General features: G+C 67.0%; 13 protein-coding genes and 1 tRNA gene. 8 read left to right on the top strand and 6 right to left on the bottom strand.

From position 1 onward, the window contains the following. The first annotated feature begins 83 nt into the window (after positions 1–83). Together Q5H94_RS14390 and Q5H94_RS14385 are read left to right on the top strand one after the other, a co-directional pair. A tRNA-Tyr gene (locus tag Q5H94_RS14390) sits at positions 84–169 on the top strand. A 185-nt stretch (positions 170–354) separates the two neighbouring features. After that, positions 355–2,919, top strand: a complete 2,565-nt coding sequence (locus tag Q5H94_RS14385) for an HWE histidine kinase domain-containing protein (protein ID WP_304561980.1) — start codon at positions 355–357, stop codon at positions 2,917–2,919. On the opposite strand, the gene Q5H94_RS14380 is transcribed toward Q5H94_RS14385, so the two are convergent. Continuing rightward, positions 2,916–3,479, bottom strand: a complete 564-nt coding sequence (locus tag Q5H94_RS14380; RefSeq protein ID WP_304561979.1) for a biliverdin-producing heme oxygenase — start codon at positions 3,477–3,479, stop codon at positions 2,916–2,918. The two genes, Q5H94_RS14385 and Q5H94_RS14380, sit on opposite strands and share 4 nt — an antisense overlap. Positions 3,480–3,721: 242 nt before the next feature. Between Q5H94_RS14380 and paoA the strand changes: the two genes are divergently transcribed. The 4 genes from paoA (at position 3,722) to Q5H94_RS14360 (ending at position 8,414) form a co-directional block, all read left to right on the top strand. Beyond that, positions 3,722–4,354: an aldehyde dehydrogenase iron-sulfur subunit PaoA gene (paoA, locus tag Q5H94_RS14375; protein ID WP_304561978.1), complete on the top strand. Its 633-nt coding sequence runs from the start codon at positions 3,722–3,724 to the stop codon at positions 4,352–4,354. After that, a complete protein-coding gene (locus Q5H94_RS14370) occupies positions 4,351–5,301 on the top strand; it encodes an FAD binding domain-containing protein (protein WP_304561977.1) in 951 nt (316 codons plus the stop codon). Before paoA ends, Q5H94_RS14370 begins: the two co-directional genes overlap by 4 nt. A 3-nt stretch (positions 5,302–5,304) precedes the next feature. Next, positions 5,305–7,512, top strand: coding sequence for an aldehyde oxidoreductase molybdenum-binding subunit PaoC (gene paoC, locus Q5H94_RS14365; RefSeq protein ID WP_304561976.1), 2,208 nt, complete (start codon positions 5,305–5,307; stop codon positions 7,510–7,512). Positions 7,513–7,748: 236 nt separating this feature from the next. After that, positions 7,749–8,414 (top strand): FadR/GntR family transcriptional regulator, encoded by a 666-nt coding sequence (locus Q5H94_RS14360; protein WP_304561975.1) that lies wholly within the window; start codon positions 7,749–7,751, stop codon positions 8,412–8,414. A 48-nt stretch (positions 8,415–8,462) separates the two neighbouring features. On the opposite strand, the gene Q5H94_RS14355 is transcribed toward Q5H94_RS14360, so the two are convergent. The 5 genes from Q5H94_RS14355 to manD all read right to left on the bottom strand — a co-directional run bounded on the left by Q5H94_RS14355 (position 8,463) and on the right by manD (position 17,028). Continuing rightward, positions 8,463–10,964 (bottom strand): TonB-dependent receptor, encoded by a 2,502-nt coding sequence (locus Q5H94_RS14355; protein ID WP_304561974.1) that lies wholly within the window; start codon positions 10,962–10,964, stop codon positions 8,463–8,465. 287 nt (positions 10,965–11,251) lie between these two features. Continuing rightward, entirely contained in the window at positions 11,252–13,648 is a 2,397-nt protein-coding gene (locus tag Q5H94_RS14350) for a glycoside hydrolase family 31 protein (RefSeq protein ID WP_304561973.1), read from the bottom strand. Then, a complete protein-coding gene (locus Q5H94_RS14345) occupies positions 13,648–14,904 on the bottom strand; it encodes an MFS transporter (RefSeq protein WP_304562120.1) in 1,257 nt (418 codons plus the stop codon). Before Q5H94_RS14345 ends, Q5H94_RS14350 begins: the two co-directional genes overlap by 1 nt. Beyond that, positions 14,904–15,818 (bottom strand): sugar kinase, encoded by a 915-nt coding sequence (locus Q5H94_RS14340; protein WP_304561972.1) that lies wholly within the window; start codon positions 15,816–15,818, stop codon positions 14,904–14,906. Before Q5H94_RS14340 ends, Q5H94_RS14345 begins: the two co-directional genes overlap by 1 nt. A gap of 1 nt (position 15,819) precedes the next feature. Next, entirely contained in the window at positions 15,820–17,028 is a 1,209-nt protein-coding gene (manD, locus tag Q5H94_RS14335; RefSeq protein WP_304561971.1) for a D-mannonate dehydratase ManD, read from the bottom strand. 88 nt (positions 17,029–17,116) lie between these two features. Between manD and uxaC the strand changes: the two genes are divergently transcribed. Continuing rightward, positions 17,117–18,532, top strand: coding sequence for a glucuronate isomerase (gene uxaC / locus Q5H94_RS14330; RefSeq protein WP_304561970.1), 1,416 nt, complete (start codon positions 17,117–17,119; stop codon positions 18,530–18,532). After that, the gene (locus Q5H94_RS14325; protein WP_304561969.1) at positions 18,529–19,842 is read left to right on the top strand and encodes a mannitol dehydrogenase family protein; all 1,314 of its coding nucleotides are present in this window, start codon (positions 18,529–18,531) and stop codon (positions 19,840–19,842) included. Before uxaC ends, Q5H94_RS14325 begins: the two co-directional genes overlap by 4 nt. The last annotated feature ends 17 nt before the right edge of the window (positions 19,843–19,859 follow it).

Raw genomic sequence — 19,859 nt, 5'->3', positions numbered from 1 at the left:
GGGCCCGAGTTCCAACAGTCTTCTTCGTTGACAGCACCGCTTGCGGTCGGCATTGGACCGCCTCGCTTTTTGAGCGGCCCAATGGACAGGTGGCCGAGTGGTTAAAGGCAGCAGACTGTAAATCTGCCCGTGCAAGCGTACGCTGGTTCGAATCCAGCCCTGTCCACCATCCTCCCGGCGCGATCGGCCCCGGACGGGATCGCCGCGGCGCTGCGGAACCGATCGTCTTTATCTGCATCAGTTTCAAACGGCCGCCGGTCGGCTACCTTTCCACGCAACCCGATGCGGCCTTGAGGCGTTACGGGATCGGGGGTCGATACCGGCTGCCGGGATTACCGTGTTTTTGGGGATACAGTGGCGGATATCGATAAGGTCGACCTGACGAACTGCGATCGCGAGCCGATCCATCTTCTCGGCGCAATCCAGCAACCCGGTTTCCTGATCGCGGTCAGCACCGACTGGTTGATCGCGCGCGTCTCGAAGAACATCCGCGATCTGCTGGGGTATGATCCAGAGGATCTCATCGGCGCGCCGCTCCCCGACTATATTCCGTCGACGTTGCTGCACGATCTGCGCAATCGCATTTCGCTGCTGTCCGCGCCCGACATGGTCGAGCGGCTGTTCGGCTGCAGCATCGGCGCATCGGGGCAGCTCTACGACGTGGCCGTCCATTTCTCGGGTGGCCAGATCGTGATCGAGGCCGAGCCCGGCACGGCGGCCGGGGGCGATTCCACCAACGCCGTACGCGCGATGATGGCGCGGCTCGACCGCACGCCCGACATCACGGCCTTCTACCGCGAGGGTGCGCGGCAGGTCCGCGCATTGCTCGGCTACGATCGCGTGATGGTCTACAAATTCGCCGAAAGCGGGTCCGGCGCGGTGGTGGCGGAGGCCTGCAAATCCGGGATCGGCAGCTTTCTCGGCCTGAACTACCCCGCGAGCGACATCCCGCGCCAGGCGCGCGAACTCTACAAGCGCAATCTGGTCCGCGTCATCCGCGACGTGAATTCGGAACCTGTCGGGATCGTTCCCGAGGTGGATGCCGTCGGCAAGCGGATCGACCTGTCGCTCTCGATCCTGCGCTCGGTCTCGCCGATCCATATCGAATATCTGAAGAACATGGGCGTGGGCGCGTCGCTGTCGATCTCGATCGTGGTCGACGGCGAGCTGTGGGGCCTGTTCGCGTGCCACAATTATTCGCCGCGCTCGCCGACGTTCCAGCGCCGCTCGGTATGCGAGCTGTTCGCCGAGATGTTCTCGATGCGGCTGGAATCGCGCGAGCGGCGGCTGATCGGTGAGTATGAGCAGCGCGCGCGCGACATCTCGGATCAGCTGCTCGGCGCGGTCGCTTCGGACGAGACGTTGCTGCAGGATCCCGACTGGCTCGGCGACATCCTGACCAGTGCGATCCCCGCCGACGGCGTGGGCGTATGGATCAACGGCAATTACGCCTTCTCCGGCGTGACGCCGCCGACCGAGGATTTCCGCCGGATCGTGCGCGCGCTCAACGGGCTTGCGGCGGGCCGCGTCTACACCACCGATCATATCGGATCGCTGATCGAGAAAGCGGGCGGGTTCGCCGACCGTGCCGCCGGGCTGCTGGCGATCCCGATCTCACGCTCGCCGCGCGATTACGTCATCCTGTTCCGCAAGGAGCTGAAACAGTCGGTGCGCTGGGCGGGCGACCCGCACAAGCCGATCGAATACGGCCCGAACGGCCCGCGGCTGACCCCGCGCGAGAGCTTCGCCGAGTGGCAGGAGACCGTGACCGGCAAGGCCGAGCCCTTCACCGTCTCGCAGGTGCGCGTGGCGGAGACGATCCGCGCGACGCTGATCGAGGTGGTGCTGCGGCTGGCGGACGAAGCGGCGGCCGAACGGCGGCAATCGACGGCACGGCAGGAAATGCTCATCGCCGAGCTCAATCACCGCGTGCGCAACATCCTCGGCGTCATTCGCGGGCTGATCCGGCAGTCGCAGCCCGAGAGCCCCGAGGTGAAGGATTTCGTCAAGCTGGTGGACGGGCGCATCCACGCGCTTGCCCGCGCGCACAACCAGATCACCGACGATCATTGGGGCCCGGCACCGCTCGGGGCGCTGATCGAGGCGGAAGCCGCCGCATTCGCCGCCGATCGCGAGAGCGCGATCATCGCCGCTGGCGACCCCGTCCTGCTCAATCCGCAGGCCTATTCGACGATGGCGCTGGTGATCCACGAACTCGTCACCAATTCGACCAAATACGGCAGCCTTTCGGGCACGGGCGAGGTGCATGTCGGCTGGGCGCTCAACGATGCGGGCGATCTGATCTTCACCTGGCAGGAAGTGGGCGGACCGCCCGTCACGCCGCCCAAGCGCAAGGGTTTCGGCACGACGATCGTCAACCGCTCGGTCCCGTACGATCTGGGGGGCGAGGCGAGCATCGACTATGCGCCCGACGGCGTGCGCGCCACCTTCTGCATCCCGGCGCGGCACGTGTCGGAAGCGCGCAAGGTCGCCGGCACGCCGGTCCGCCTGCCGCTGCGCGCCGTTTCCAGCCAGAAGCCGGTGGATGCGTCGCTCATCGGCCAGAAATCGGTGTTGCTGGTCGAGGACAGCCTGATCATCGCGCTCGACGCCGAGGATATTCTCGATCGCTTCGGGGCGTCCGTATCGACGGCATCGACGCCGGAGGCCGCGCACGATTTTCTCGACAACAACCGCGTCGATTTCGCCATTCTCGACATCAACCTCGGCGATCAGACCAGTTTCGGCGTGGCGGATCGCTTGCGCGAACTGGCCATCCCGTATTTCTTCGCGTCGGGCTATGGCGAGCAGGCGAACATGCCGATGGAGCACCGTTCGGTCGCGGTGGTGCAGAAACCCTATACGACGCACAACATCGCCAAGGCCATCGAAGACCTGATCGGCGAGGCGGCGATCTAGGCGCCGGGGCGGGTCTCGCCCGCGGCGTGTCCATAGGCTGCGAACACCGCTTTCGCCCCGGCGACCGCGTCGGCGATCCAGTCCGGTCCCCCGGCGGCGCGATCGAGCGCGGCAAGGATGTGCTGCCAGCGGCCCGGCGCATGCACCGCCTCCAGATAAGCCTTGGGGAAACCGGCGGCGACCTGGCGCGCAAGAAACGCGCCGCCGAGCCGCGAGCCCTCCAGCACGTAGAAAGCGCCCCACCGTGCGCCTTCGCCGGAAGGAAGAACGACCGGTGATACCGGCGGAACGGGCGCGGCAAGGGCATCGAGATCGGCCAGCAACGCATCCGTGCGGCCGACCCAGCCCGCGATCAGCGCCGTCGGTGCCAAGGCCGCTTCGACGCCCGGCAGCACGCGCGCATGCGCCAGCAGGAAACCACGATAGCCGTCCGGCGTCGCGAGATCATAGCCTGCGAATGCCGCGTCCACGCTTTCGTGATCGGGGCGCGTCAGGCGGCGGAGTTCCGCATGAGCGACGTTGGGCCCGCGCCGTGTGCCTTCAGTATTGCGTGCGTCCATCCTGCGGCAGCTATGGGGGCGGCGCGGATATGTAAACAGGCGGGCCGGCGGTATTCCGTCCCGGTCCGCGCGCGTTTGCCGGGTGCGGCGGCAGCACGCACTCTTTCCGCTGGTGGATGCGGCCGCGCAAAGATAGCCTGCCCCCCGGCAACCGCGCCCGGTTTCGGACGTTAGGGCGACACGGAAGCTCCAGGCGGCAACTCAGGCTGTGGTGCGCGCGCAATTCAGGGGAAGGGGTTCGCATGGATTTCGACGAGTTCACCCCATCGCGTCGCGGCGTCATCGTCGGCGGGGCGGTCACGGTCGCCGTTACGACCGTTCCCGCCGTCGAGGCCCAAGTCCCGAGAAAGCAGACAATGGCTCATATCGAAAAGGTCGCGTTCGAGGTCAACGGCAAGCGCCGAGAGCTCGCGCTCGACACGCGCACGACGCTGCTCGATGCGCTGCGCGAGCATCTCGACCTGACCGGCACCAAGAAAGGCTGCGATCACGGCCAGTGCGGGGCGTGTACCGTCATCGTCGACGGGCGGCGGATCAACTCCTGCCTGACGCTCGCCGTGATGCATGAGGGCGACAGCATCACCACGATCGAGGGGCTGGGCACGCCCGAAAAGCTCCACCCGATGCAGGCCGCCTTCATCAGGCACGACGGCTATCAGTGCGGCTATTGCACGCCGGGGCAGATCTGTTCGGCGGTGTCGGTGCTGGACGAGATCCGGCGCGGCATCCCGAGCCATGTCAGCGCCAGCCTGACCGATCAGCCCCAGATCACCAATTTTGAGATGCGCGAGCGGATGAGCGGCAATATCTGCCGCTGCGGTGCCTATTCGAACATTGCCGAGGCGATGGCGGACGTCGCGGGAGAGAAAGCATGAAGGCGTTCAGCTACGAACGCGCGCGCACCCCGGCCGCCGCTGCCGCCGCTGCCGAGCGTACGCCGGGCGCGAAATTCATCGCCGGGGGCACCAATCTCCTCGATCTGATGAAATTGCAGATCGAAACGCCGCAGCATCTGATCGACGTCAACGGCCTCGGCATCGACAAGATCGAACCGACACCGGAGGGCGGCCTGCGTATCGGCGCGCTGGTGCGCAATACCGATCTTGCCGCCGACATGCGCATCCGGCGCGATTACGGCCTGTTGTCGCGCGCGTTGCTGGCGGGCGCATCGGGCCAGTTGCGCAACAAGGCGACGACGGCGGGCAATCTGCTGCAGCGAACGCGCTGCCCCTATTTCTACGACACCAATCAGGCGTGCAACAAGCGCAAGCCCGGCAGCGGTTGTGCCGCGATCGGCGGCTTCAGCCGCAGCCTCGGCGTGATCGGCGTCAGCGATGCGTGCATCGCCACCCAGCCGAGCGACATGGCGGTCGCGATGCGCGCGCTCGATGCCACGGTCGAAACCGTGCGGCCCGACGGCACCGCGCGCGCGATCCCGATCGCCGATTTCCACCGGCTGCCCGGTGCCACCCCCCACATCGAGACCGCGCTCGGCAAGGGCGAGCTCATCACCGCGGTCACGCTGCCGAAGCCGGTCGGCGGGACGCATGTCTATCACAAGGTCCGCGACCGGGCGTCCTACGCCTTCGCGCTCGTGTCGGTCGGGGTGATCGTCCAGAAGGACGGCAGCGGCCGCGTGGCGGTGGGCGGTATCGCGCCCAAGCCGTGGCGCGTCGAAGCGTCCGAGGCCGATCTGCCGCGCGGGGCGAAAGCCGTCGCGGCGGGGCTGCTCGCCGGCGCAAAGCCGACGCACGACAACCAGTTCAAGCTGACACTCGTCGAGCGCACGCTCGGCGCGGTGCTGGCCGAAGCGAGGGGCTGAGCCATGAAGTTCGACACGCCCGCCGCCAAGAACCCGATCGACCGGCTCAAGGTGGTCGGCAAGGCCACCGACCGCATCGACGGCCCGCTCAAGACCACCGGCCTCGCGCCCTACGCCTATGAGCGGCACGACAAGGTCAGGAACCCGGCCTATGGCTACGTGCTGGGCTCGGCGATCGCCAAGGGGAAGATCGCCGCGATCGATCTCGCCGCCGCGAAGGCCATGCCGGGCGTGCTCGCCATCGTCACCGCCGATACCGCCGGCAAGCTCGAAAAGGGCCAGTTCAACACCGCCAAACTCCTCGGCGGGCCTGATATCGAACATTATCATCAGGCCGTAGCCGTCATCGTCGCCGAAACGTTCGAGCAGGCGCGGGCTGCTGCGTCGCTCATCACCGTCAACTACGCCCGCGCCACCGGGAACTTCGATCTTGCGGCGCTCAAGGATACGGCGGTGAAGCCTGTCGCGGACGGGCCCGGTGGCAAGCCCGACACCGCGGTCGGCGATTTCGAGAAGGGTTTCGCCGCGGCTCCGGTCAAGCTCGACGCGCTCTACACCACGCCCGACCAGGCGCACGCGATGATGGAGCCGCACGCCACGACGGCGCTGTGGGAGGGCGACAAGCTGACGCTCTACACCGCCAACCAGATGATCGCGTGGAGCAAGGGCGACGTCGCCAAGACGCTGGGCATCGCGCCGGAGAATGTCCGGCTGGATTCGCCCTATATCGGCGGCGGCTTCGGCGGAAAGCTGTTCGTGCGGGCGGATGCGATCCTGGCCGCACTGGGGGCGAAGGCGTCTGGCCGCCCGGTGAAGCTCGCGCTGACGCGGCCCTTCATGTTCAACAACACGACGCATCGCCCGGCGACGATCCAGCGCATCCGCATCGGCGCGACGAAGGACGGCAAGATCACCGCGATCGGGCACGAGGGCTGGTCGGGCGATCTGCCCGGCGGTGGCCCGGAGACGGCGGTGAACCAGACCCGGCTGCTGTACGCCGGTGCCGATCGCATGACCAAGACGCGCCTCGCCGTGCTCGATCTGCCGGAAGGCAACGCGATGCGCGCGCCGGGGGAAGCGCCGGGGCTGATGGCGCTCGAGATCGCGATGGACGAGATGGCGGAAAAGCTCGGCATCGATCCGATCAAGTTCCGCGCCATCAACGATACCCAGGTCGATCCCGAAAAGCCCGAGCGCAAATTCTCCCAGCGGCAGCTCGTGAAATGCCTGGAGCTCGGCGCGGAGAAATTCGGCTGGGACAAACGCAAGGGACCGGGCAGCGTGCGTGAGGGGCGCTGGCTGATCGGCATGGGGGTCGGTGCCGGTATCCGCAACAATTTGCTGATGAAATCCGGCGCGCGCGTCCGGCTCAATCAGGCGGGCATCGTCACGGTCGAGACCGACATGACCGATATCGGCACGGGGACGTACACGATCCTCGCGCAGACGGCGGCCGAGATGATGGGGATTCCGATCGACAAGGTGGTGGTGACGCTGGGGGATTCCGATCTCCCCGCCTCGGCCGGGTCGGGCGGGCAATGGGGGGCGAACAACTCGACCTCCGGGGTCTATGCCGCCTGCATGAAGCTGCGCGAAACGGTCGCGCAGCGGCTGGGCTTCAACACGACCGAGGTCGATTTCGCCGACGGCAAGGTCCATTCGGGCAACCGCAGTATCGCGCTCGGCGAGGCTGCGAGGACCGGCGAGATCGTGGCCGAGGACACGATCGAATACGGCGACCTCGACAAGAAATATCAGCAATCGACCTTTGCCGGGCATTTCGTCGAGGTGGCGGTCGATGCCGCGACCGGCGAGACGCGCATCCGCCGGATGCTGGCGGTGTGCGCGGCGGGGCGGATCCTCAACCCGAAGGCGGCGCGCAGCCAGGTGATCGGCGCGATGACGATGGGCGTCGGCGCGGCGATGATCGAGGAGCTGGCGGTCGACAAGAGGTTCGGCTTCTTCGTCAATCACGATCTTGCCGGGTACGAGGTGCCGGTCCACGCCGACATCCCGCATCAGGAGGTGATCTTCCTCGAGGAGGAGGATCCGATATCCTCGCCGATGAAGGCGAAGGGTGTCGGCGAACTCGGGCTGTGCGGCGTCGGTGCGGCGGTCGCCAACGCGATCTACAACGCGACCGGCATCCGGGTTCGCGACTATCCGATCACGCTCGACAAATATCTCGACCGCTTGCCGCCGGTCGCCTGAGCCGGGCGGCATTTCCCCGCAGCAACGATGATGATGCCCACGGCGGGCGGTGAACCCCCCGTAGTGCCCTTTGCGGGCCTCTTATGCGGGGCTAGTATTGATTTGCGGGGCCCCCGGCACCCGGCGGAGCATATTTCGGAACATATATGACGAGCAGACGAAAGACCGAGATAGATCAGTCGGAGCGCTTCGATCAGTCTGCCGTCGCCACGCTCCTTCGTCTCGTCCGCCAGGACGTGCTGCTCGCGCCGCAAGACAGCCTTTTCGGGATTCACGATGATCTCGAGAAGCGGTACAATACCAGCCGCCCGACACTGCGGCAGGTGATGCGCGTGCTGGAGCATGAAAAGCTCGTCGTCGTGAAGCGGGGTTGGGGCGGCGGCTATTTCACGCGCCGGCCCGATCACAACGATACCATCCGTATGGCCGCGCTGGACCTGAAGCTTCAGCATTGCACGCTGGAAGATGCCATCGAAGCCTCGGACGGGGTGATGCGGACGATCGCCCGCCTCGCAACGCAATCGACGGACGACACGGCGCGCAACGCGCTGGCGGACGCACTGGACGACTTTGAACGGCTTTCCGTCGACCGTCTTCCGCTAGCCGAATATCTGATGCGGGAGCGCGAGTTGACCGATCTCGTGTCCGGCATGGCGGCAAATCCCGCGCTCGCCCTGTTCATGTCGGTATTGTACGAACTGGGTGGGCGGCACGTCGGCAAGCAGCTTTTTCGCGATCGCCCCGACCGGGTCGAGACGCGCGCGCGGACGGTCGTCCAATTTACACGCGCGGTTGTCGACGGCGATGTGCAGATCGTCGATCTGCTGTCTGTGCGGGCGAGCAGGATGCTCCAGCAGTGGCTGGAGGAGGACGGCACCGCGATACCGCCAGCTGGTGCCTGATCCGGGGAAAAGGGGGGAGGGCGCTGCCCGGACCTCCCCCGTGCAGGTTCAGAATTTGGCGGAGGCGGTTACGCCGTAGGTGACGGGCTCACGGCGCTGCACCGACACATAGTTGCGCTGCGGAGCGGGCGTGTAGAGCGACCCGACAACCGAACGATCGTCGAGCAGGTTCTTGCCCCAGATCGAGATCGTATAAGCGTCATCGGCCAGCCCGAACGTGATGCGACCATTCAGCACCCCCGCCGCGGGCAGCGTCGTCGCCGCGACGATATCGGCGCTGATCTGCTGGATCGTGCGGCCGTTGATGTCGGGCCCGGTCGTGTAGCACATCGAGGCCAGGCGCGTGCTGGATGCGACGCACTCGGTCGTCGCACGGCTGTCGATCCAGGAATAATCCAGATTGAAGCGGCTGGAGATGCGGCTCGTCAGGTTGGTCTGATATTCAGCGCCCAGGTTGAACTGATATTTCGGGACGAAGATGAAGCGCTCGCTGCGCCGGTCGCCGGCGGCGTCGGAGAAATCGAGGTACTTGGAGTCGTTGAACGAGCCCGATGCGGACAGCGACAGGCCGCGTGCCGGCCGGATCTGGATATCGCCCTCGATGCCGAGATTGCGCGCCGAGGCGGCGTTGGAGACGAGCGTCTGCGTGTTGCCGGCGAACGAACGGATCGCGGTGCGCTGAGCCCCCTCCAGCAGGTTGTGATAGGCGGAAAGGTTCACGCGCACGCGGCGATCGAAGAATTCGGTCTTGAGGCCGATTTCCTGTTCGTAGACGAATTCGGGGCCGAACGGCACGTACTGCGCCGCGCTGAATGCGCCGAGATTGTGCCCGCCCGAGCGATAGCCACGGCTGGCCTTGATATAGGCGAGAATGTCGTCGCTGAACTTGTAATCGACCGATGCCATCCACGAGATCGCGTTGAAGGTCGCCTGATTGGGGACGAGGCAATCGTTGGCGACGGTGTTGCCGATCGCGCAGGCGAGCGGGATGCCGGTGTTGCGATCCGTTGCCAGCGCGGTGCCGAGCCGGATCTTCTTGTCGTCCAGCGAATAGCGCACGCCGCCCGTCACCGTCAGCTTGTCGGTGAGATGCGCGCCGAACTGGGCATAGAAACCGAACGAGTCATTCTCGATCAGGGCGTTCTGGCGCGATACCGTTGCGGTCGGGTTGCCGCCCGAGTTCGAGAAGGAATAGGTCCGGTCCAGGCCGGTTTCGCGGAAATAGGTCGCGCCACCGGCGAAATCGAGGAAGTCGTGGAAGGCCTTGCCGGTAATCTGGGCCTCGACCGAATATTGCTTCAGGTCGATGTCCGCTTCGGTGGTGTGGAGCAGCGAACTCGAACCGTCGAGTTCCAGCAGGGCGTTCGATTTCACCCGGCGATATCCGCCGATCAGCTTGGCCTGACCGAAGAAGGTTTCGGTCACCAGTTTCGCCACGTAGGTTTCGGTGCGCAGCTTCGTGTAGGTGTCGAATTTCTGGACGAGGCTGCTGGTGCAGGTCGGGCCGCTCGTCGTCGAAACCGCCGCGTCGCAATTGTGGCCGTCGACGCCGGTCGCATCGGGATGCGTCTTGAAATAGTCGATATAGGCGTTGATCGGCGTCACGCCGACGATGTTATCCTGGATCTTGTAAGCGGTCTGACGCGACGGCCCGTTGGTATCGTAGCTGTACCATTCGCCGGAGGCGAGGAAGGTCGTCGCGTCGGAGATCTTGACGGTCGCCTTCAAACGGCCCTGAATTTCTTCCTTGTCGCTGTAGCGCTTGCCGGTTTCGCGGATCACGCCATCCGGGATCAGGCGATTGTCGCGCACGCCGGCGGAATTGAACTGCACGACCTGCCGTGCCCAGCCGTCGCGCGCCGAATATTTCACGACACCGCGCAGCGCGACACGGTCGCCGATCGGCACGTTGATGATGCCTTCCGCGGTGCGTTCGTTGAAGCGCCCGTAGGTCAGCGTGCCGCGCCCGGAAAACTCGTCGAGGACGGCGTCGTTGGTCTGGATCAGCATCGCGCCGCCCGACGTGTTGCGCCCGAACAGCGTGCCCTGCGGCCCCTTCAGCACCTGCACGTTGGCGACGTCGACCAGACCGGCATAGAGACCATAGGCGCGCGCCCAATAGACTTCGTCGACATAGGTGCCGATCGAGGGCTCCACCGTCGCCAGCACGTCGTTCTGCACCTGGCCGCGAATCGACAGGGCGAAGGCGGTGCCGCTGCGCGGGCTCGGTGCGATCGAGAAGCCGGGCGTGACGGAGCCGATGTCGGCGATCGACGTGATGTTCTTGGCTTCGAGTTGCGCGCCGGAGAATGCGGTGATCGCGACGGGCACGTCCTGGAGATTTTCATTCACGCGCCGCGCGGTGACAACAATGTCATCCAAAGCCTGTGATTGCGCCGGGTTTTCAGCCGTCGTTTCGTCCGGCACCGTCGTCAGCGGTTTGCCGCTCTGCGCATGTGCTGGTGTCGCCAGCAGCCCGATGGCCAGCGCAAAGCTCGATATTGCGCCATTTTTCGCAATCGCACGCAGCTTGGACGTGAAAATAGACATTCAGATATCCCCCCGGTCTCATTGCCGGTTGCTCCGGCGTTTGATGACATAAGTGTTATCATTTTAGCGACGGGAAGTGCAATATCCTAATTCCGAGAGGCTCAACTTGCAGTAACTGATATCAATTAAAGGCTTTCGCGTGCCGTTTGATGAGCCGGAGCGTTGTCGCGCCGGGCCGGTGTGCCGTGCGGGAAGTCGTCGTCAGGGCGGATATGGGGCAACGGTGCCGGCCCCGCCGGGCTGGGCGACGCGACCGGGATATCAACGAGTCGTCCGTCGCGAGGGCGTCAGGACACGGTTGTGGTGACGCCCCGCCGGCCGTCGATTTCGATCGCCCGGCTCTCGCCATTTTCGATCGAGAGCCGGCGCTTCTCGCCCGGAGGCAGCAGGATCGAGATCCGGTTGTCGCCGAAGCCGCCGGGGCCCTCGCGGTGGACATCGACGCGGATTTCGTCGCCGTCGCAGACGCAGTCGCCGGACCAGGTGTCGCCTGCGGACAGGCCTTCGCCCTCGTCCTCGGCAAAGCTCCAGGAGAAGCGGCCGTCGCCGACGGTCGGGAACAGCCACAGGCCGCGCACGAACGGACCGGGGCGGAAGCCGCCGCGCGCGAGATCGACGGCGATGCCCGATCCGGCGCGGGCGAGCAGCGGCGGCGGTCCGTCGAGCGGCGCATGCAGCGTCACGGTTTCGCCGCCGCGGACGATGTCGCCGGTCCACACGTCGATCCAGTCCGCCCCGGCGGGCGCGCGGACCTCGCGGCGTGTCGCGCCTTCGTCGCAGACGAGCGCGACGAGCAGATCCCGGCCGAGCATATGGTCGTCGCCGTCGGTCCAGGCATCTTGGTCCGCCGGGAAATCGAGCCAGAGCGGGCGGACGACCGGCTCGTAATCGCGGTGATACCGCCACAGCAGATCGTAGAGGAACGGCGTCAGCGTCTGGCGCAGCGCCATCAGCCGCCGGATCGCCGGCAGCACCTGCGGGTACATCCACGGTTCGTTGACGCTGCGATCGTCGTTCCAGCTATGGATGCTGAAGCGCGGCATCATCACGCCCGCCTGTACCCAGCGCAGGAACAGTTCGGGCTCGGGCTTGCGGCCCGCGAAGCCGCCGACGTCATGGCCGCTGTTCGAGACGCCCGACAGCGCGAGCCCGAGCGCCATCTTGGTGTTGTAGCGGATGGTCTTCCAGTCGGTGCGGTTGTCGCCGCTCCACGTCTGGGCGTAGCGATGCAGGCCCGTCATGCCCGAACGGGTGACGAGATAGGGGCGGCGGTCGGGATCGTGCGCGAGCTGCGCGGCGCGTGACGCCCGGCTCATCAGCATCGCCTGGAGCGGACGCGCCTCGGCCGCCGGGCGCTGTTCGCCCCAGAAAGCGAAGGCGGCGCGGGCATCCCACACGCCGTATTCGTTGTTGTCGTTCCAGGTCGACCGGATGCCGAAATCGAGCAGCGCACCCGTCAGATTCTCGCGCCACCAGGCGGCGGCATCCGGGTTCGTGAAGTCGAGAAAGGCGCAGAGCTCGTCCCAATATTGCCCCTCGACGACATTCCCTTCCTCGTCGGAAACGAACAGGCCCTTGGCCGCGACTTCGGCATAGCGCGGATGATCGCGGAGCAGCGCCGGCTTGATGTTGGGCACAAGCTCGATCCCGGCATCGCGGTAGCTTTTCACGAAGGCGGCGGGATCGGGAAACTTCTCGCGGTTCCAGTTGAAGACGTAGCGCTTCGCCCCGATCGACGTGTAGCCGGAGGAGAAGTGGAACGAGGAGCAGCCGATGTCGTGCTCCTCCAGCCGGGTGATGAACTCCGCCATCTGCGCCTGCGCGTCGGGCGCGTCGGTGTAGGTCATGGTCGAGCCGGAATAGCCGACCGACCAGCGCGGCATCATCGCCGGGCGGCCGGACAGCCAGGTGAAGCGGCGCGTGACGGCGGCCGGATCGGGCCCCGCGATCATGTAGAGATCGAGATCGCCACTCTCCGCCACACAGTAGCGATAGGCACCGTGGTAATTGTCCATCTCCTGACCGAAGTCGAAGCTGACATCGGCCATCGTGTCGTAGAAGGCACCGTGGCAGGCGCCCCCGGTATCGGCGACGAGGATGTAGGGGATGGTCTTGTAGAGCGGGTCCGAAAGCTCCGCGTCATAGCCCATCGGATCGAGGCTGATGAGGCGGAAGCGGCGACCGGCGCGGTCCATCGCCCCGGCCTTTTCGCCGAGCCCGTAGAAACGCTCGCCCGGCTGGCGCGCGAGATAGTGGCGGACTTTGCCGTCCCACCAGCCGAAATCGTAGGCTTGCGTCGGGCGGTCCTCCGCCATCGGCCGCCAGTCGTCGCCGTCGCGCTGGAACCAGCGGCAGTGAAAGCCGGCGAGCTGGACGACGAGGCGGATGCGGGCGGTCTCCAGCGTCAGCGCGCCGGCGACGGTCAGCGCATAGGCGGGGCAGGTGAAGCCCTCCACGCTCATCCGGTCGCGGCCCGGCTCGGCGATGTCCTCCGCGCCCGGCGCGATCGCCCAGCTCGGCGGGCCCTTGATGGCACCGTCGGGCAGCAGCAGCAGGCGGACGATATCGTCCTCCAGCACGAAGATGTGCGCGACGGCACCGGTATCGGCCTTCAGCGTGATGCGGCCGCGGACCTGCTCCGCGATCTCGAAAACGGGCGGGGCGGAGAGGGTGGCGCGGCGCATCAGACGGCCTTTGCTGTGGCGGGGGTGAGTTTGCCGATCATCAGGATCAGCACCGCCGCGCCGATAAGATCGAACGCGGAGAGGCAGGCGAACAGCGGCCCGTAGCCGATATGATCCGCCAATTGCCCGATCGCGAGGCTGAACAGCAGCCCGCCGAGCCAGCCGGCCTGCCCGACGAAGCCGTTGGCGGTGCCGACCTCCTCGGGCGCGAAAACGTCGGCGGAGAGGGTGTTGATCAGCACCGAGATCATCTGGTGCGCGAAGCCGCCGACGCAGAACAGCGCGATCGCGAGATAGGGGCTGGCGGCGAGGCCGATGCAGCCCGGCGCGATCATCAGCACCGCGCCGAGGCAGATGCCCGTCACGCGCGAGGGGATGAAGCGCATCCCCGCATATCGCATCAGGAAGGGCGACAGATATCCCCCCGCCACGCCGCCCAGATCGGCGGCGAGGAACGGAAGCCACGCGAACAGCGCGATCTGCTTCAGGTCCATCCCGCGTTCGGTGGCGAGGTAGAGCGGGATCCAGAAGCTGAAGGTCTGCCAGGCCGGTTCGGCGAGGAAGCGCGGAATCGCGATCGCCCAGAAGCGCGGGGCGGTGAGGATTTCGCGCGCGCTGGCGCGGCGCGGCGCGACCGGCGGACGGTCGGCGGCGATATAGGCGGCTTCCTCCGGCGTGATCGCCTTGTGCTGCGCGGGCGAGCGGTAGAGCACGTACCAGGCAGCGGCCCAGATCAGCCCGAGCCCGCCCGTGACCACGAACGCGACGCGCCAGTTGGCGGCGAGCGACACGGCGATGACGATCGGCGGCGCGATCATCGCGCCGAGCGAGGTGCCGACGTTGAACCAGCCGGTCGCGACCGATCGCTCGCGCGCCGGGAACCACTCGGCGATCGCCTTCATGCCCGACGGGATCGCCGCGGCCTCGCTCATGCCGAGGATGCCGCGAAAGAAGGCGAGGCCGGTCCATCCGCCCGCAAGCGCATGGAGCATGTTTGCGACCGACCACACCACCGCGAACAGCGCGAAGCCGAGCTGCAGCCCGATCCGGTCGACGATGTAGCCGCAGACGGGCTGCATGACGGTATAGGCGAGCTGGAAGGCGCCGACGACGTAGCTGTATTGCTGCGTCGTCATGTCGAACGCGCCCTTCAGTTCCGGCGCGAGCACACCGAGCGAATTGCGCGCGAGATAATTGAGGATCGTGCCGCAACTGATCAGCGCGACGATCCACCAGCGCAGATGCTTCACGCGCATCATGGCCGGATAGCCGCGACGGCGTCGCGCGGGGGAATGGCGCCACGGTGCATGATCGTTTCTCCTGCCAGCCGGTGGCCGAACGCGGCGGCCGCCGCCGGAGCGCGACCGGCGAGGCGCGCGGCGAGATAGCCGGCGTCGAAGGCGTCGCCCGCGCCGGTGGTGTCGACGGGGGTGAGCGCCTCGGTCGTGACGAGATGCGTGCCGCCGGGATGCGAGACATAGGCCCCCTCCGCGCCGAGCTTCACGACCACTTCCTCCGCGCCCGCCTGATGCCAGCGCCGCGCGATCGTCTCGCCGTCGCCGATGCCGTGCAGCAACTGCTCATCGCCCGCCGTCGGCAGGGCGAGGCTGACGTATGGCGCGAAAGCGTCGAAGGCATCGGCGGCGGCTCGCGCGTCGGGCCAGCCGTTCGGCCGGTAATTGCCGTCGAACACGACCTGCCCGCCGCGCTCGCGAATGGTCTCGGCGAGGTCGCCGATGCGGCGCTGCGCGGCGGCGTTGTAGAGCGACAGGGTGATGCCGGACAGAAACAGCACATCGGCCTGGGCCGCCTGTTTCAGCAGCGCCTCGCTCTCGGCGAGCTGGAAGAAGAAGCGCGCCGCCGAGACGCCGCGCCAGTAGATGAAGGTGCGTTCGCCCTCGGCATCGGTGCGGATGCCGTAGAGGCCGGGCACGCGGTCCGGGTGGCGGGCGATCAGCGACAGGTCGACGCCCTCCGCCGCCCACGCGTCGGCCAGCTCCCCCGACCAGACGTCTACGCCGAGCGCGGTCATGAAGCTCGGCGCCAGCCCGAGCCGGGCCAGCGCGACCGTCACGTTCAGCACGTCGCCGCCGTAGCCGATCAGCCCGGTCGAGCCGATGTTGCCCGCGATCTCGATCATGCCTTCGCCGAACGCGACGATTCGCGTCACCTCACCAGTTCCACATCGTGCCGTCCGGCAGGCGCGCGATCGGAAGCTGGCGCGGATCGTAGGGGTATTTGGCGGCCAGCGCCTCGTCGATGTCGACGCCGTGGCCGGGCGTCTCGCCGACGTAGAGGAACCCGTCCTTGAAGCTGTAGTCGTGCGGGAAGACTTCGTCGGTCTCGGGCGTGTGGCGCATATATTCCTGGATGCCGAAGTTCGGAACCCAGGTATCGAAATGCAGCGCGGTGCCCATCGTGACGGGCGAGAGATCGGTCGCGCCGTGGCAGCCGGTGCGGATCTGGTAGAGCGCGGCGAGATCGGCGATGCGGCGCAGATGCGTGACGCCGCCCGCGCCGACGATGGTCGCGCGGATATAATCGACGAGCTGGTTCTGGATCAGATCCTTGCAGTCCCAGATCGTGTTGAAGATCTCGCCCACCGCGAGCGGGGTAACGGTGTGCTGGCGGATCAGCTTGAACGCTTCCTGATTTTCCGCCGGCGTCACGTCCTCGAGCCAGAAGAGCTGGTAGGGCTCGAGCATCTTGCCGAGATTGGCGGCCTCCTGCGGGGTGTAGCGGTGATGGCCGTCATGCAGCAGGTGATGATCGAAGCCGTAGGTCGCGCGCAGCTTCTCGAACATCTTGGGGACGTAGTTGAGCGCCTTGCGCGTATCCCAGCCGGTGACGCTGGCGAGCGCCGCATCGGCGGGCTCGTAGAACAATTTGCCGCGGCCCACGCCGTAGGCGTCCTTGATGCCCGGCACGCCGGTCTGCGCGCGGATCGCCTTGTAGCCGAGGGAGATATACTGGCCGACCGCGTCGACCGTCTCCTCGATGTCCGAGCCATTGGCATGACCATAGACCATGATGCCGTCGCGGCTGCGCCCGCCGAGCAACTGGTAGAGCGGCATGCCCGCCGTCTTGGCCTTGATATCCCACAGCGCCACGTCGACGGCGGCGATCGCGCGCATCGTGACGGGGCCGCGCCGCCAGTAGGCACCGCGATAGAGCAATTGCCAGATATCCTCGATCTGGCGCGCGTCGCGACCGATCAGCAGCGGGCAGACGTGATCCTCGAGATAGGCGACCACCGATTTCTCGCGACCGTTCAGGGTCGCATCGCCGATGCCGTAGACACCTTCGTCGGTCACGATCTTCAGCGTCACGAAATTGCGACCGGGCGACGTGACGATCACCCGCGCGTCCCTGATTCTCACCGGCTATCCTCCCAAAGTCTTTCATCGGTGGTAGACGCACCGCAAAGCTTTGTCCATATTGGTAAGGCCAGATTGGAAAGGCCGTTTTGTGAGCCAGACTTTGTTCCTGCATCCTGACCGGCTGCTGCCGGCCGATCCCGCGACGCGCGGCGTCGCCCGGCGGCTGTATGCGGAGGTGGCGGGCCTGCCGATCATCAGCCCGCACGGCCATACCGACCCCGCGTGGTTCGCGCGCGACGAGGCGTTCGCCGATCCCGCCTCGCTGCTGATCGTGCCCGATCACTATGTTTTCCGTATGCTCCATTCGCAGGGCGTGCCGCTGGAGGCGATGGGCATCGCCCGCCGCGACGGCGGCGCGGTGGAGAGCGATCCGCGCACAATCTGGCGCCTGTTCGCCCGCCACTATCCGCTGTTCCGCGGTACGCCGTCGCGGATGTGGCTCGACTGGGTGTTCGCCGAGCTGTTCGGGCTCGACGTGCGGCTGTCGGCCGAGACCGCCGACCTGTATTTCGATCGCATCGCGGAGGCGCTGGCAACCCCGGCCTTTCGTCCGCGCGCGCTGTTCGAGCGGCTGAACATCGAACTCATCACCACCACCGAGAATCCGCTCGATTCGCTTTCGCACCACCGTGCGATCCGGGAGAGCGGGTGGGGCGGGCGCGTGCTGACCGCCTATCGCCCGGACCCGGTGATCGATCCCGAGTTCGAAGGTTTCCAGGCCAATCTCGACAGGCTCGCGGAACTGACGGGCGAGGATACGCGGAGCTGGACCGGCTATCTCGCCGCGCACCGCGACCGCCGCGCCTTCTTCAAGAGCATGGGCGCGACGTCGACCGATCATGGCCACCCGACCGCGCGCACCGCCGATCTGTCGCCCGCCGATGCCGAAGCGCTGTTCGCGCGCGTCGAGTCGGGCGCTTTCTCGGCGGCCGATGCCGAGCTGTTCCGGGCGCAGATGCTCACCGAAATGGCGCGGATGAGCCTGGACGACGGGCTCGTGATGCAGCTCCACCCCGGCAGTTTCCGCAATCACCACCGCCCGACCTTCGAGGCGTTCGGCCGCGACAAGGGTGCCGACATGCCGATGGCGACCGACTATGTCGCCGGGCTGAAGCCGCTGCTGGATCGCTTCGGCAGCGCGGAGGGCTTCACGCTGATCCTCTTCACGCTCGACGAGACCGTCTATTCGCGCGAACTGGCGCCGCTCGCCGGTTTCTATCCCTGCCTGCGCCTCGGCCCGGCGTGGTGGTTCCACGACAGCCCCGAGGGCATGATGCGCTTCCGCGAGCAGACCACCGAGACCGCCGGTTTCTACAATCTGGTCGGGTTCAACGACGATACGCGCGCCTTCCTCTCGATTCCGGCGCGGCACGACGTCGCGCGGCGCGTCGATTGCGGCTTTCTCGCGCGGCTCGTCGTCGAGCACCGGCTGGAGGAGGACGAGGCGGCGGAACTGGCGCACGATCTGACGTACCAGCTGGTCAAGCAGGCGTACCGGCTGTGAGCGCCCTGCCACGGCTTTGCGACGCCGGCTTCGCCCCGCGCTACGATCGCGCGGCGATGACCGCGGGCGTCGTCCATCTCGGCCTCGGCGCGTTCCACCGCGCGCATCAGGCGCCGGTGTTCGACGCGCTGGCGGCGGGCGGCGACCTGCGCTGGGGCGTGACGGGCGTGGCGATGCGATCGCCCGGCGTCGTCGCCGCACTGGCCGCGCAGGATGGTCTCTACAGCCTGTCGCAGCGCGGCGGGGATGAGGCCGCGCCGCGCGTGATCGGCGTGCTGAAGGCGTTGCTCGTCGCCGCGCAGGATCCCGAAGCGGTGATCGCGGCGCTGGCGGACCCCGACACGCATCTGGTCACGCTGACGATTACCGAGAAGGGCTATCTCGATCACGGCCCGGCGAGCGCCGCCGGGCTGATCGCGCGCGGGCTGGAACGGCGGCGCGGCCTCGGCCTCGCGCCGCTGACGATCCTGTCGTGCGACAATCGCGCGCATAACGGCGCGGTCGCGCGCGACGCGGTGCTCGCCGCGGCGCAGGGGGCGGGCATCGGCGATGCGGGGCTGCGCTGGATCGCGGAGCAGGCGGCGTTCCCGGCGACGATGGTCGACCGCATCACACCGGCGGCGACGCCCGCGATGATCGCCGAAAGCAGCGCGTTGCTGGGGCGCGAGGATGCCGCCGCCGTCTGGACCGAGCCGTTCTGGCAATGGGTGATCGAGGACAGGTTCGCCGCCGCACGGCCCGATTTCGCGAGCGCGGGCGTGCAACTGGTGGCCGACGTCGCGCCGTGGGAGGCGGCGAAGCTGCGCCTGCTGAACGCGGCCCATTCGACGCTCGCCTATCACGGCCTGCTGCGCGGGCACCGCTTCGTCCATGAGGCGATTGCCGATGCGCAACTCGCCGCACTGATCGAGCAGGTCTGGGACGAGGCTGCGGTCACGATCGATGCCGCCGTCGTCGATGTTGCCGCCTACCGTGCGGCGCTGCGCCGGCGTTTCGCCAATCCGGCCTTGCCGCATGCCCTGATCCAGATCGCCGCGGACGGGTCGCAGAAGCTGCCGCCGCGCTTGCTTGCGACGCTGGGCGAGCGGTCGGACCGGGGGCTCGCCAGCCCGGCGCTGGCGGCGGCGGTCGCCGGATGGGTGGTCGCGCTGGGGCGGATCGACGGCCTCGCCGACCCGCTGCTGGCCGAATTGCAGCCGATCGCGCGGGGCACGGAATCGCCGTCGGCGATCCTCGCGCGCATCGCTCCCGATTTCCATGCCGAGACGGAAATCGACACCGCGCTTGCTGCGCTGCGAGAGACTGCTTGAAATGCCGCCGCGAAGGT

Source organism: Sphingomonas immobilis (assembly GCF_030580995.1).
Classification (GTDB): domain Bacteria; phylum Pseudomonadota; class Alphaproteobacteria; order Sphingomonadales; family Sphingomonadaceae; genus Sphingomonas; species Sphingomonas immobilis.
Note: the sequence above shows the minus strand (reverse complement) of the source record. Positions and strands in the feature narration are given on the sequence as shown.